Genomic DNA, 13,540 nt, shown 5'->3' on the forward strand with positions numbered 1-13,540 from the left:
TGCACGGACGACGGCATGGGTCCCTCGCCCGCCCTCGCGGCCCTAGACGGCCGCGGCGCGCTGGCGGGCCCTGAAGGCGGCCACGTTGGCGCGGGAGGAGCAGCGCTCCGAGCAGTAGCGCCGGGACCGGTTGGGAGAGGTGTCGACGAAGGCGTTGTCGCACCGGGGCTCGCTGCACACGCCGAGCCGGGTGGGGCCGAGGTCGCACACGAGCGTGGCCAGCCCCAGCAGGGACTCCCCGATGAGCAGCTCCGCGGCCGAGGCGTCCTCGGTGGCGACGTGCAGGTGCAGCCGGGCGTCGTGGTCGCTGATCATCGGCGTCACGGGGTGCGTGGCCAGCAGGTCGTTGAGCCGGGCGACGACGCCCTTCGCGTCGCCGGCGCTGGACGCCTCGAAGACGGGCCGCAGCCGGGTCGTGAAGTCCCGGAGCCGCTCGACGTCCTCGTCCGTCACGCGCTCCTGCAGCCACGGGCGGTCGGCCAGGTGCTCGCGCAGCGCGGCAGCGTCGGCCGGCCGCGCGTTGACGAGCGCCGCCGACCGCTCGGCGTACGCCAGGAAGTCCACGTCCCCAGCCTACGGCCGAGGCGGCTCAGCCGACGGTGCGCACGCTCGTGATCCGGTGGACGGCGAAGGTGCGGGTGTCGTCGCTGCGGTGGTCGTGTGCCGTGAGCTGTCCGCCCTCCACCCGGATCGGGTCGACGACGCGGTCGCCGGAGGAGCCCTGGTTGTCGACGTAGCCGATCACGACGGTGTCGCCCGCCTCGACCGCCTCGCGCAGGGCGGCCAGGGCGCCGGACGGGGTGGTCGTCGTGGCGGGGGCCTGGGGCCGGGAGTCCGCGACCCGGTCGCCGGCGCGGACGGCGCTCACGACGCTCGTGACGGTGGCCTCCTCACGGGCCGCCGCCGCGGCGGGAGTACGGCGCTCGCGCGGCCGCCGCGCCCGCAGCAGGTCGCGCCGGGCCACCCGGACGGTGCCGTCGGCGGCCTCGACGACCGGGGCCGCCCCGAGCTCGCGGAGGCGGGGCAGGAGCAGGTCGACGGGCGTGGTGCTGACCAGCACGGTGGGGGCGATGCGGCGGAGCCCGAGGGAGGCGGCCTTGGGGTGGTGCAGCAGCTCGGTCAGCGCGGCCTCGTCGTCGGCACGCAGGAAGGCCTCGGCGTGCCCGACCCGGACGGTGCCGAAGGTGCGGGAGACGTCGTCGACGAGATAGCTCAGCGGCTGCGGCACGGGGGTGCGGGAGACCGACGTGACGAACTCGTGCACCTCCGCCGCCGACCAGCCCGCGTCGAAGGCGCGCCGGACCGACCCGGGCGTGAACCGGTAGACTGTCGCCCCGCCGCGGGACTCCACGTCGGCGACGAGGTGCAGGCTGCGCGCCACCTCGGTCTCGAGAGGTCCCGGCGCGACGGCGGTGAGGTCGGCCTGCAGCAGCACATGGTCGACGGGGGAGGGCAGGTGCGGCCCGATCGCGGCGGCGGCGGCCCCGACGTCGCCTGCGAGCAGGGCGCGTCCCGCCTCGGACAGGGCACCCGCGCCGGTCAGGCCCAGGGCGGCGGCCTCGTCGACCGCGGCGGCCACCAGGTCGGCGCGGAAGCCCGGCCGCCTCGGCCGCTGCCACACCACGCGCGCGACCAGGGACGGCGTCCCCGTGCCGGTGGCGAGCGCCTCGCCCGGGGAGAGCGTCGCCAGGGCCTCGAGCGCCATCCGTCTGGCCTCGGGTGCCAGCACCCCGGAGAGGTCGGGGGCCAGTGCGTTCCACGCCCGACCCTGGGCGTCGCGGGTGCCGATCAGCGAGGTCAGCCGGGTGCTGTCCAGCCACGCCCGGGCGACCGACGCCCAGCGCTCGGCGGTCGCCTGCCCGGCCCACACGTCGAAGGTGTCGGTGGGCAGCCAGCACGCGTCCCCTTCGGCGTCGACGCCCTCGGCGAGCAGTCCGGCGGCTGAGGCGACCTCCACGATCAGCCCGGCGGCGGGCTCGTCGACGTGCAGCTCGCGGGCGAGGAGGCGGAGGTCACGCACGCCCAGGCCGCCACCCCTCAGGACGGCGGGCGGCGCCAGGCCCCAGTGGTCCAGCACCAGCTCCACGCGCCGTACGAACTCGAAGGCGGCGCCTGCGGCCGTGCGCTCGACCAGCTCCACCGGCCGCGACGTCGTGGCCAGCTCGGGGACGACGTCCTGCGGCTCCCGGGTCGTCCGGCCGCCGCGGAGGGCCAGGCCGACCTCGCCGGGCAGCAAAAGCGTGCCGCTCTCGCGAGGCAGCAGGAGCCGGTGGGCGATCAGCTCCTCGACGGGCGTGGTCGCCTCCGCCGGAGTGACCGTACGCCGGGCGGAGCCGGTGGTGCCCTCGCCCCCGTGGGCGTCCAGGTGCTCGAGCAGGGCGCGGGCGGCCGGGCTCACCGACTCCAGCCGCGCCCGGACAGTCTCGTCGTCGGGCCGGTCGGTGGAGGCCGGGCGCAGGCCGCTCACGCCGGACGCGACGCCGCCGCGCAGGCACTCGGCGACCCCGCTCAGCGCTCGCAGCCCGCCGGGCGCCTCCCAGGCCAGGGCGAGGTCGAGCAGGCGGTCGAGCGCCCTGCGGGTGCGGCCGGCGTCGGCGTGCACGAGCGAGACGATTTCGTCCCGGGAGGTTTGGCCCGCCACCACGAGGGCATCAAGGACGGAAAGCTCCAGACGGTCGAGTCCGTCGAGCGCGCGCTGGATCGAGGAACGCGTGGCGGCCCGCGAGGCCAGCTGGGCCGAGTCATGAGGGGCTGGGGTGGCGAGATCGGGACGTGACCGGAGCAGGCCGAGCAGCCGCTCGTCCGGCCAGCGGCGCAGCTGGTCCGCGAGCGTGCGTGGGGGCGTCGCCTGCTGGGTCCTCGACATCCCTTCTACGCTACCGCCGAGCCCACCTCCGGGCTCCCTGTCTCTCGGAGGGCCTTGTCGATGACGGCCGTAGACCTGCACCACGGTGCCGCCACCGACATCGGCCGGGTGAGGAAGATCAACGAGGACTCCTTCCTCGTCGCGCCCCCGGTCTTCGTCGTCGCCGACGGGATGGGCGGCCACTCAGGCGGCGACGTCGCGAGCCGCATCGTGGTCCAGGAGTTCGCCCGCCTCGCCGAGACCGGCTACGACCCGCGGCGGGGGGAGCACCACGTCTCCGACACCCTCGCCCGCTCCCAGGCCCGGCTGCTCGCCTACGGCGAGGCGCAGCGGGACGTCGACCCCAGGTGGCACGCCGGCACGACGGCCGTCATCGCCATCATCGTCGAGGACGACGAGGGCCCTGGGTGGCTGCTGACCAATCTCGGCGACTCCCGCATCTACGGCCACACCGCGGGTGTGCTGAGGCAGGTCAGCGTCGACCACTCGGTCGTGCAGGAGCTGGTCGACGCCGGGCACATCACCCCCGAGGAGGCGACCACCCACCCCGAGCGCCACGTGATCACGCGCGCCCTCGGCAGCGCCGGGCCGGTCCGTCCGGACTTCTTCCGCCTCCCGATCTCGGCGGTCGACCGGCTGCTGCTGTGCAGCGACGGCGTCTCGGGGATGCTCGAGGACGGGGAGATCAGCAAGATCCTCGGCTCACACGACGACCCCCGCGACGCGGCCGACGCCTTGGTGCGCGCGGCGGTGGAGGCAGGCGGCCGTGACAACGCGACAGCCGTCGTCGTCGATGTGGTGGGATTGGTGCGCGACGATTCCTACGACTCCGAGCAGCAGTTCGCGAGTCTCGAGACGAAGTTGGGGGCACGTCCGTGAGTGCAAGGGACAGCCGGCGCTTCGCCGTCGGCCAGTGGTACGCGATTCTCGGGGAGCAGGCCACGATCCTGTTGCCACCACAGGCGCGGTCCCGGGTCGCCGCGCTCTGGGAGCTGGCCGACGCCGGCGCCGGCTTTGACGAGCTGCTCGACGGCCTGCTGGCGGCCGGCCTGCGAGAGCTCAGCGACTTCGCCCTCGCAGGCCCCTCAGACGGCGACACCAGGGTGCTGGTGCGCGGCTCCGCCCGCGCGGTCGCGACGACGGCTGACGGCGACAGGGTCGTCGAGGCCACGCCCGGCACGACCTGGGCCGAGCAGCTCCTCCCCGGGGTCACCGGCCTCGTGCTCGAGGGCGAGCACGGTGGCGGCGACGCCGACCTGCCGGCCGCGCCGGGGGTCTTCCGGGCCTCGCGGGTCACGTACGCCGCCGCGCAGGCACCGTCCCCGCCCGCCCCCGTCGAGGGGGCCTTGGCCGAGGTCGCCGCCGAGCGTCCCGAGGCACCCGTCGCCGAGCCGGCGCCCGAGCCGGTGCCCGCTGCCCAGGCCGCCCCGGTGGACCAGCCGGAGCCCGTGGCCGTCGCGGATCCGGCCGCGCCCGCGCGCTCGACGCCCTCCGCACCGCCGGTGACGGCGGCGGCCGCCGCCCCGTCCGCCGCTCTCATGGAGTTGGGCGACGGCCAGCAGGACGACGAGGCGCCGACGGGTGAGCAGGAGCCGCTGCCCGCGGCGCCCTCCGGCGACGACACCCGCGTCGGCGGGCCGCACGAGGAGCACGTGCGCCCCCAGGCCGGCATCCCCGGCCAGCAGCAGGCGCCCGCGATCACCTCCAGGCCGGTCGCCCGGCTCGTCCTCTCGACCGGCGACGTGCTCGAGGTGGACCGCGCGATCGTGGTCGGCCGGGCCCCTGAGGCACGCCAGTTCGGCGCCCAGGACCAGCCCCTGCTGCTCACGGTGCCCAGCCCCCACCACGAGATCTCCTCCACCCACCTGGAGATCCGGCCGGGCTCCGGGGCCGACCACGGCATGGCGGTCGTGACCGACCTCGGCTCCACCAACGGCACCGTGCTCGTCCAGCCCGGCCTGCCTCCGGAGGACCTCCAGCCCGGGATCGCGGTGGCGCTGATCCCCGGCGCCATCCTCGACCTCGGTGACGGTGTCACGGTCCAGGTCACCAACCCCTGAGCACGCGCATGACGACCTCATCGAGCACCGCCCGCACCTCGTTCCCGGTCGCCGAGCTGGAGCGCCGCTTCTACGCCTTCGCGATCGACCGGCTGCTGTCCTGGGCGCTCTACGTCGTCGTCGGCGTGGGGGCCCGTGGCGCTCTCGGGCCAGACCGGCTGTGGACGGTGCTCGGCGTCGTGGCGGGCACGGCGGGCCTCGTCTGGCTGGTGCTGGCGGTGCTCCTCGGGGCGACCGGCACGTCTCCCGGCAAGTCGGCGGTGGGACTGCGGGTGGTGCGGGAGGGCACCGGCGAGCCACCCGGCGTGGGCCCGGCCCTGCTGCGCTCGCTCGTGCTCGCCGTCGCCGGACTGCCGACCTTCGGGATGGGCCTCGCCTCGCTCGCCTGGACAGCCGTGGAGGACGCGGGTGGCCGGCGCCGCGGCTGGCACGACCACCTCGCCCACTCCGTGGTCGTCGACGTCCGGCCGGTGGAGGTGGTCCAGGAGCAGGTCCAGGAGGCACCCCGCCAGATCGTCAACCTGACCGCCCTGCGCCTGGTGCCGGCGCCGCCCGTCGAGGTGCCCTCGACTCCGGCGCGTGCGCCGAGCTCCGAGCTCTCGCAGCGCCGCCAGCCCGACGACGTCGCGCGCGCTGCCGCGAGCGTGCCGGTCCCGCCACCGGCGCAGCGGGCGCCCGTCACCCCGCCGGCGCCCCATCACCAACCGGCGTTCCAGCCGCCTGCGCCTCCGCAGCAGCCGCCCGCGTTCCGGCCGCCCGCCGCACCCTCGGCGGCCCGGCCGCCCTTCCTCGCCGACTCGCCGGCCGGTCGCACGGTCGTGCGCGGCGCCGTGCCCGAGGCGCAGGGCCCGGCCCGCTGGCGGGTCACGTTCGACACGGGTGAGTCGTTCGTCGTCGAGGGGCTGACTCTGGTCGGCCGCCGGCCGGAGCCCCGTCCGGGGGAGGCCGTGCGCCACGTCGTACCCCTCCAGTCGGCGGACATGTCGGTGTCCAAGACCCACGCCCAGTTCGGGCCGGCGCCGGACGGCGTGATCGTGGTGATGGACCGTGGCTCCACCAACGGGTCGGTGCTGGTCCGGCAGGGAGTGGCACGGCAGCTCGCCGCCGGCAAGCCGGCCACCCTGCTGCCCGGCGACAAGGTCGTGTTCGGCGACCGCCACATGGTGCTGAGCAGGGACTACTGAGCGCCGTCGGCCGGCTCAGCGCCGGGTGAGCGCGACCGGGATCCGCAGCACGGAGCCGCGGGCACCGCGCCAGACCACCCAGCCGCTGTCGGTGGCGAGCGGGCCGGCGCCCGCGGCGTGCACGCGGAACGTGCCGGTCTGACCCGGCCGCAGCCGCAGCGCCAGCGGGGTCACGCGGACACTCGTGCGGGGGAACCCCTGGGCGGAGACCGAGAAGTATTCGGCGCGGGAGCCCAGGTTGGTCACGCGGCGGGTCAGCGTGCGTCCGGTGCCCCGGAAGACCAGGGACGGGGTGTTGAGGTCGCGCCACGAGCCGGCCTCGAGGGCCCGGCGCCACGAGGAGGGTCGGACGTCCAGGGCCAGGCGAGGACGCGGGACCGAGCGCAGCTCGCCCCCGCCCTGGCGCAGCGTCGACTCGCCCCGCAGCGGGACCGCGCCAGTGACCAGGGCCGAGCGCACGACGGACGCCGGCCAACGGTGCTGCCCCCGGAGCACGGCTGCCAGACCAGCGACGCGCGCCGTGGCGGCTGAGGTGCCGGAGAACAGGGACCAGCCGACGCCGGCGGGCCCGGTGGTCGCGGCAAGGACGCCCTGGCCACGCGCCACCACGTCGGGCTTGAGCACGCCCGCGCGCGGGTCGCCGGCAGCCGAGGTGGCCACGGTGCGCCGCGCTGCGTGGTCGGGCCGGGCGGCGGCCAGCCGCACCCGCCCCCTCGGGTGGGTGCGCATCCAGCGCAGCAACTGCCGGGCCGCCGTCGCGGACACGTGCACGGTGGGAATGCTGTGGAAGTCGTCGTGCACGGCGCCGCGGCGCACGTTGGCCAGCACCATGCCGACGCCGTCGGCCTGCTCCACCGCGGTGGACTTGTCGACGCGGCCGATGCCGCCGCGCCGGCAGACGACCACGGCGCCGGCCGCCCGCTGGGCGTCGAGGCTGCCGGGGCGGCACTGCGCGGCATCCGCGAGGCGGGCGCCCCGGGCCGCGACATCCGTCGCCCTCAGGACGCGGACGGGGCCGACGTCGTGGCGGATCCGGCTGGCGCCCAGGAGCCGGGGGCCCCCGGCCGCGCTGACCACGCCCCGCCGGGTGGGTCCCTGCGCCGAGCCGACGGTGGTCACCCACGGCGAGCCGTGGGCGGCGTACGCCGTGTCGGCGGCGTTGCCGGCCGCAGCGACCACCACGACATCGGACTCGGCGGCGCCGAGCAGGGCGAGCTCGACGGTGTCCAGACGGTCCGGCCCGGCGATCGCGAGGCTGAGCACGTCCACGCCGTCGGCGGTGGCCCTGTCGATGGCGGAGACGACGTCGGCGGTGGCACAGCCGTCGTCGGCCGGGTCGGGCGCGGCCCAGCAGGACTTGTAGGTCGCGATGCGGGCCTGCGGGGCGAGTCCGCTGTAGACCCCGGCGTCCCGACCTGCGACGCGCACCGAGACGCCCGAGTTGCCGGCAGCGATGGACGCGACGGCCGTGCCGTGGCCGACCTGGTCACGCGGTGACAGGGACTCGGTGGCGCGCACGCGGTCGGCGCCGAATCCGTGCACCCACCAGCCGGAGCCGACCAGCTTGCGGTCGCACGTCTCCGGTCCCCAGTCGTCACCGCCGACGCACTCGCCGGCGAAGTCGCGGGGCGCGCGGCCGAGTCGGGGCACCTCCGCGAAGAGGGGGGAGTCGGGGTCGAGGCCGGAGTCGACGAAGCCGATCACGGTGCCCGCGCCGCCGCGGTGCGGTCCGGTGCCCACGGCTCCCAGAGGGGCCCGGCTGGTCGACCCGGCCATCGTCACGACGCTGTTGGGCTCGACGAGGGCGACCGACGGGTCGGCCTCGAGCCGGTCGACCTGCTCGGGCGTCAGGTGTGCGGCGAACCCGTTCAGGGCGGTGGTCCAGCGGTAGGTCACCTCGCCGATCCCGGCCGCGGCCAACACCGCGTCCTGCCGCGCCAGCAGCGCGGCCTCGTCGGCTGCGCCGGCCCGGTCATCGTCTGCGGAGGTGCCGGGACCGGTGAGGGTGACCAGGTGCAGGTCCGGGAGCGGGCGCGGATCCGCGGCGGCGGCCGGGGTCCCGGCGACGCCGGGCGAGGCGGTCAGGGCGAGCAGCAGCGCGATGCCGGGCACGCCGGTGTGACGTCCGCCCGCCCGCCTGCGACCTCGCACGGCTTCCCCTTCTGCTGCGACTGCTGTCCGCCGTCCCATTCTGGCGCCGAGTGACCCATGGTGACAGGGGGACCGGAGTGAGGCCAAAGCCGAGTGCACAGGGGCCGTACGCTGGCGGCATGCCGACGCCGTCCTCCCCCCAGCTGGTGGTGGCCTTCGACCTCGACATGACCCTCATCGCCACGGTGCCCGGCTTCATCGCGACTCTCGAGGTGCTGGCGCTCGAGCTCGGGGTCGAGCTGCCTGCGGCGGCCCTCTCCTCGCGCCTCGGGCCACCCCTCCACCAGCTGCTCGCCGACCACCTCGAGGAGGCTGCGGTCGCCCCAGCGGTCGACCGGTTCCGTGCGCTCTACCCCGACCTCGCGGTCGCGCCCGTCCCGGTGCTGCCGGGTGCCGTGGAGGCGCTCGCCGCCGTACGCCGCCACGGCGGGCGCGTCCTGGTCGTGACCGGGAAGTTCACCCCCAACGCCCGGCTGCACCTCGACCACCTCGGCCTGGAGGTCGACCACCTCGAGGGCAAGGTCTGGGGCGTCGGCAAGGCCGAGCCGCTGCAGGCCCACGGAGCCGCCGTGCTCGTCGGCGACCACGTCCACGACGTGGAGGGGGCGCTGGCCGCCGGGGTCACCAGCGTCTCGGTGCTCACGGGCGGCTCGACGCGGGAGGAGCTCGTCGCGGCCGGCACCCATGTCGTGCTGGACGACCTGCGCGACTTCCCGGCGTGGCTCGACGAGCACGTCCTCGACGTGCGCCTCGCCGCCCTGGAGGAGCGCCTGCGCGAGCTGGGGTCGGTCGTCGTGGCCTTCAGCGGTGGCGCCGACAGCGCCCTGCTGCTGGCGGCCGCCGTCCGGGTGCTGGGCCCCGAGCACGTGGTCGCCGCCACGGGCTACTCCGACTCGCTGCCCTCGGTCGAGCGCGACCCGGCGCGTGCCTTCGCCGAGTCACTCGGGGTGCGGCTGCGGACGCCGCGCACACACGAGATGGAGCGCGAGGGCTACCGCGCCAACGACGGCCAGCGCTGCTACTTCTGCAAGGCCGAGCTCATCGAGACCCTGCTGCCGCTGGCGGCGGAGCACGGCATCGCGCACGTCGCGACGGGGACGAACGCCGACGACGCGGTGGCGGGCTTCCGGCCCGGCATACGGGCCGCGGCCGAGCGCGGGGCGGTGACCCCGCTCCTGGATGCCGGGCTCACCAAGGAGCAGGTGCGCGCAGCGTCCCGGCGCTGGGGCCTGCCGACCTGGGACAAGCCCGCGGCGGCCTGCCTGTCCTCCCGGGTCGCCTACGGCCTCGAGGTGACGCCACGCCGGCTCGCCCGCGTGGAGCGGGCCGAGGCGGCGCTGCGAGCCGTGCTCGCCGACAAGGGGCTGGAGTCACGCGACCTGCGAGTGCGCGACCTGGGGGAGCGGGCGTCCGTGGAGGTCGATCGCGACCTGCTCGCCGGTCCGCTCGCGCCCGGGGCGGCTGCGGAGGCGGCGGTGCTGCGCGCCGTACGGGAAGCCGGCTTCGGCGACGCCGTGCTCGACCCGCGGGGCTTCCGGTCGGGTTCGCTCAACGAGGCGCTCGTCCGGGAATGACCAGACAGCAGAACTGGTTGGCAGGCTGTCGGCGCACCGGCCTACAGTGTGCGCCGCATGGCCGCGGGACGTCCCGCGGTGAGACAGAGGAAGGCGAGTGCCGTGCCCACAGGCAAGGTCAAGTGGTTCGACGCTGACAAGGGGTTCGGGTTCCTGTCGCAGAGCGACGGCCCCGACGTCTACGTGCACGCCGACGCGCTGCCCGAGGGCGTGACGACACTCAAGGCCGGCACTCGTGTCGAGTTCGGCATCGCCCAGGGCCGCCGGGGCGACCAGGCGCTGCAGGTGCGAGTCCTCGACGCGCCCCCGTCCGTCACGCGCAGCCAGCGCAACGCCCAGCGCAAGAAGCCCGAGGACATGGTCACCATCGTCGAGGACCTCATGCAGCTCCTCGACGGCGTCGGCGAGACCTACCGTCGCGGCCGTCACCCCGAGCCCCGCACGGCCCGGCCGGTGGCCAAGCTGCTCCGCGCGCTGGCCGACGAGCTCGAGCTCTGAGGCGACCGCAGGTCAGGCGCCGCCCGGCGCCGTGCCGACGTGGCGCGGCCGGGTGGTGAAGACGAAGACGGCCCACGCGGCGAGCACGCCGCACGCGACGCCGAGTCCGAGACGTGGCATCAACGGCATCGCGATGCCGACGAAGCCGCCGATCACCCAGGCCAGCTGGAGCGTCGTGTCCGAGCGGGCGAACGCGCTCGCCTGGATCCGCTCCGGCACGTCGCGCTGGATCGTGGAGTCGAGCGAGAGCTTGGCGAGAGACTGCGCCAGCCCCGCGGTGAGGCCGAGCAGCACCAGCGGCACGAGGCTGTAGAACAGCGCCCCGAGCAGGGCCACCGCGGCGTCGGCCAGCAGCGCGAGGACGACCGTGAGGGCCGGGTCGATGCGCCGCAGCAGCGAGCCGAGGGCGATCCCCAGGGTGTTGCCGAGCCCGGCCGCGCCGATGACGAGGCCCAGCAGCACCTCGGGCCTCCACTCCCCGATCGGGTTGTCGCGCAGGAGGAAGGCCATGAACATCGTCAGGAAACCCGACAGCCAGCGCGGGCCGCAGTTGGCCCGCAGCGCGAAGGCGACGGCGGGGGGCACGCGGGTGCGCGGTCGGCGGCCCACGACCGCTCCGATCGAGGAGCCCCGCATCAGCACCAGGGTGCCCTCGCCGAGGCTGGAGTCGACCCGCTCGGGCAGCCGGATCGCCCAGACCGTCGCGATCACGAACAGCGCGAACCCGTAGCGCAGCGACCACTCCGACCCGGCGGTGGCGGCGAGCACCGCGATCGGGGCCGAGAGCCCCGCGCCGACCACGCCGGCGAGGGAGACCCGCGCATTGGCCTTGACCAGGGTGAGCCGGTGGGGGAGCAGGCGCGGGACCGCGGCCGCCCGGGTCACGGCGTAGGCCTTGGACGCGACGAGGCAGCCCAGCGCCGCGGGGAACAGCCACCGGGAGTCGGTGGCGACCGCCGTGGCCAGCACCCAGCAGAGGAAGCCCCGGATCGCCATCGTGGAGCCGATGGCCCAGCGCCGGCCGTGGGTGAACCGGTCGAGGAACGGGCCGATGAGCGGGGCGACGATGGCGAAGGGCAGCATCGTGAGGCCGAGGAACAGCGCCACCTGGCCGCGCGCCTCGCCGGTCGGCACCTGGAAGAACAGGGTGCCCGCGAGCGAGATCGCGACCGCGGCGTCGCCTGCCGCCGAGAGCGCGTGCAGGCCGATCAGCCGGGACAGGCCGGTGTCGCCCGCGCCCTCGGCGCGGGCCGCGCGGCGGGCCTGCTGGACCGTGAACCGCCCGGCGCGCCCGGTGGCGCGCGTGGCGCCGCTGACCCCGCGTCGTACGGCCCCGGCTGCCCGGCCAGCGCCCACACTCGTGCGTCGCGTCCGGTCCGTGGTCATGGCCCAATCCTGCCGTGGGGGTGGCCGTCCGGTGCCGTCGGGGGCGGACGTGGCGGCCCCGGACGCGACAGCGGCCCGCGGATTTGTCATGATGCGCCGGTGATCGCCCTTCAGACTGCGCCCGACGCCACCCTGGCCAAGGCCGTCGACCTCGCACGCTCCGTCGTGCTCGAGCTAGCGGATCCCGGCGACGTCGGCGAGCACCTCGGCGCCGTCGCCGAAGACGACCTGGTCGTCACCCACCAGTTCGCGTGCACGCGGTCCGGCTACGTCGGCTGGGTGTGGTCGGTGACGCTTTCGCGCGCCAAGCGCCACAAGCAGCCCACCGTCAACGAGGTCGTGCTGCTCCCCGGTGCCGACGCGATCGTCGCGCCGCCGTGGGTGCCCTACAGGGAGCGCATCCAGCCGGGTGACCTCTCCCCCGGCGACCTGCTGCCGGTGGAGGACGAGGACCCGCGCCTGGTCCCGACCTACTCCTACGGCGACGACCCGCTCGACCCGGACGCCAAGGCGCAGGTGCGCCAGGTCGCCACGGAGCTCTACCTCGGGCGCGTGCGCACGCTGTCCCCCGAGGGCCGCGACCTGGCGGCGGAGCGGTGGTACTCCGGTCCCGGAGGCCCCGAGTCCGCGCTCGCGAAGAACGCACCCGAGACGTGCGCGACCTGCGGCTTCCTGGCCCGGCTCGCCGGCCCGCTGTCGGAGCTGTTCGGCGTCTGCGCCAACGGCAACGCCAACGACGACGGCCGCGTGGTCTCCTTCGACCACGGCTGCGGTGCCCACTCCGAGGTCAAGCTGGCGCGCAAGCAGCAGCCGATCCCGATCCCGGACCACGTCTACGACAGCCTCACCGACGACGAGTTCGAGACCCTCTGAGCTGGTGGCGGCTCAGTCCGCCGCTGACAGCACCCACACGGCGTACTCGTCGTTCGGCTGGTGCAGCTCGTAGCTGCCGAACCGGTGCTCGACACGCAGGCCCGCTGCCGCGCAGTCGGCCACGAACTCCTCGGCGGGGTAGGACCGGCTGCCGTTCTTCACCGCGGTGAGGTGGAAACCCGCCAGGATCCGTCCACCCGGGGCGAGCAGCTCCCGCAGCCGGGCCAGCACGGTCCGCTCGGTGCCCTCACCGAGGTAGATCATCACGTTGCCCACCACGACCACCAGGTCGAAGCGGCCGACCTCGCCGGGGTCGAGGGCCAGCGCCTCGTGCGGCAGCACCTCCAGGTCGGGATAGGTACGGCCCGACTGCGCCCTCAGCTCCAGGTCGGGCTCGGTCGCCACCACCTCGTGCCCGCGGCGGCGCAACGAGGCCGCGATGCGCCCCATGCCGGAGCCCACGTCGAGGATCCGTGCGCCACGCGGAACCAGGGCGTCGGCCAGCCGGGCCTCGCCGTCGACGTCCGCGCCCTGGGCCACGAGCGCGGCGAAGTGCTCCCCGTAGCCGCGGTTGCCCTCGCCCGCCAGCTCCCAGCGGGTCGGGGGAGTGGTCACTGCTGGGCCGCCATCTCGGCGCGCACCTTGCGGCGCCGGCGGCAGTACTCGAGACCGAAGAGACCGAGCCCGAAGCCGGCGAGGCAGGTCCACAGCCACCACAGGCGGCCCGACTCCTCGAGCGTGCCGTAGAAGGGGAGCAGGGCGATGAACGCGACCAGCCACACCGCCGTACCGACCTCGACCGTGCGCACGCCGTCGACGTCCAGCGGCTCGACGTCGGCCACGATGTAGGTGCGGTTGCCGATCTCGTGCGCGGTGGTGTTGTCGTCGCGGAGCTCCACGCCACCAACCTACGCCGAGTCGGCGCGTCTGCACACGGCGCGGGCGTCG

Annotated in this window: 12 protein-coding genes; 6 read left to right on the forward strand and 6 right to left on the reverse strand. The window is 75.5% G+C overall.

All coding sequences use genetic code 11. From position 1 onward, the window contains the following. Positions 1–42: 42 nt before the first annotated feature. Positions 43–564: a CGNR zinc finger domain-containing protein gene (locus DDE18_RS23545; RefSeq protein ID WP_116570758.1), complete on the reverse strand. Its 522-nt coding sequence runs from the start codon at positions 562–564 to the stop codon at positions 43–45. Between the two features lie 25 nt (positions 565–589). Further along, positions 590–2,866: a helicase-associated domain-containing protein gene (locus DDE18_RS03225; protein ID WP_116570759.1), complete on the reverse strand. Its 2,277-nt coding sequence runs from the start codon at positions 2,864–2,866 to the stop codon at positions 590–592. A 60-nt stretch (positions 2,867–2,926) separates the two neighbouring features. Here DDE18_RS03225 and DDE18_RS03230 point away from each other — a divergent pair, with 60 nt between their 5' ends. From DDE18_RS03230 to DDE18_RS03240, 3 genes are read left to right on the forward strand one after another with little or no spacing between them, the layout of a single operon-like run. Beyond that, the gene (locus tag DDE18_RS03230) at positions 2,927–3,745 is read left to right on the forward strand and encodes a PP2C family protein-serine/threonine phosphatase (protein ID WP_116570760.1); all 819 of its coding nucleotides are present in this window, start codon (positions 2,927–2,929) and stop codon (positions 3,743–3,745) included. Continuing rightward, a complete protein-coding gene (locus tag DDE18_RS03235) occupies positions 3,742–4,926 on the forward strand; it encodes an FHA domain-containing protein (protein WP_116570761.1) in 1,185 nt (394 codons plus the stop codon). The genes DDE18_RS03230 and DDE18_RS03235 overlap by 4 nt, the downstream gene beginning before the upstream one ends. Positions 4,927–4,934: 8 nt before the next feature. After that, on the forward strand, positions 4,935–6,110 hold the full coding sequence (locus tag DDE18_RS03240) for an RDD family protein (RefSeq protein ID WP_116570762.1): 1,176 nt from the start codon (positions 4,935–4,937) through the stop codon (positions 6,108–6,110). 15 nt (positions 6,111–6,125) lie between these two features. On the opposite strand, the gene DDE18_RS03245 is transcribed toward DDE18_RS03240, so the two are convergent. Next, positions 6,126–8,261, reverse strand: coding sequence for a S8 family serine peptidase (locus tag DDE18_RS03245; protein WP_165821000.1), 2,136 nt, complete (start codon positions 8,259–8,261; stop codon positions 6,126–6,128). A 119-nt stretch (positions 8,262–8,380) separates the two neighbouring features. Here DDE18_RS03245 and larE point away from each other — a divergent pair, with 119 nt between their 5' ends. Then, positions 8,381–9,835: an ATP-dependent sacrificial sulfur transferase LarE gene (larE, locus tag DDE18_RS03250; protein ID WP_116570764.1), complete on the forward strand. Its 1,455-nt coding sequence runs from the start codon at positions 8,381–8,383 to the stop codon at positions 9,833–9,835. A 102-nt stretch (positions 9,836–9,937) separates the two neighbouring features. Continuing rightward, positions 9,938–10,333, forward strand: a complete 396-nt coding sequence (locus tag DDE18_RS03255) for a cold-shock protein (protein ID WP_116570765.1) — start codon at positions 9,938–9,940, stop codon at positions 10,331–10,333. Positions 10,334–10,345: 12 nt separating this feature from the next. On the opposite strand, the gene DDE18_RS03260 is transcribed toward DDE18_RS03255, so the two are convergent. Beyond that, entirely contained in the window at positions 10,346–11,719 is a 1,374-nt protein-coding gene (locus DDE18_RS03260) for an MFS transporter (RefSeq protein ID WP_116570766.1), read from the reverse strand. Positions 11,720–11,818: 99 nt separating this feature from the next. Here DDE18_RS03260 and DDE18_RS03265 point away from each other — a divergent pair, with 99 nt between their 5' ends. Then, on the forward strand, positions 11,819–12,592 hold the full coding sequence (locus DDE18_RS03265) for a DUF3027 domain-containing protein (RefSeq protein ID WP_245916412.1): 774 nt from the start codon (positions 11,819–11,821) through the stop codon (positions 12,590–12,592). A 12-nt stretch (positions 12,593–12,604) separates the two neighbouring features. Here the strand turns inward: DDE18_RS03265 and DDE18_RS23290 are convergent, their stop codons facing one another. Together DDE18_RS23290 and DDE18_RS23295 are read right to left on the reverse strand one after the other, a co-directional pair. Next, positions 12,605–13,207, reverse strand: a complete 603-nt coding sequence (locus DDE18_RS23290; protein WP_116570767.1) for a class I SAM-dependent methyltransferase — start codon at positions 13,205–13,207, stop codon at positions 12,605–12,607. Further along, complete coding sequence (locus DDE18_RS23295) at positions 13,204–13,491, reverse strand: DUF2530 domain-containing protein (protein WP_245916413.1); 288 nt, start codon at positions 13,489–13,491, stop codon at positions 13,204–13,206. The genes DDE18_RS23290 and DDE18_RS23295 overlap by 4 nt, the downstream gene beginning before the upstream one ends. Positions 13,492–13,540: the final 49 nt, after the last annotated feature.

The organism is Nocardioides gansuensis (genome assembly GCF_003076135.1).
In the GTDB taxonomy this organism is placed as follows: Bacteria; Actinomycetota; Actinomycetes; order Propionibacteriales; family Nocardioidaceae; genus Nocardioides; species Nocardioides gansuensis.

What these genes read in the sequence shown, in the direction of transcription:
- DDE18_RS03225 (WP_116570759.1), bottom strand. Translation starts at nt 2,866, where the DNA reads ATGTCGAGGACCCAGCAGGCGACGCCCCCACGCACGCTCGCGGACCAG.
- DDE18_RS03230 (WP_116570760.1), top strand. Translation starts at nt 2,927, where the DNA reads ATGACGGCCGTAGACCTGCACCACGGTGCCGCCACCGACATCGGCCGG.
- DDE18_RS03240 (WP_116570762.1), top strand. Translation starts at nt 4,935, where the DNA reads ATGACGACCTCATCGAGCACCGCCCGCACCTCGTTCCCGGTCGCCGAG.
- larE (WP_116570764.1), top strand. Translation starts at nt 8,381, where the DNA reads ATGCCGACGCCGTCCTCCCCCCAGCTGGTGGTGGCCTTCGACCTCGAC.
- DDE18_RS03260 (WP_116570766.1), bottom strand. Translation starts at nt 11,719, where the DNA reads ATGACCACGGACCGGACGCGACGCACGAGTGTGGGCGCTGGCCGGGCA.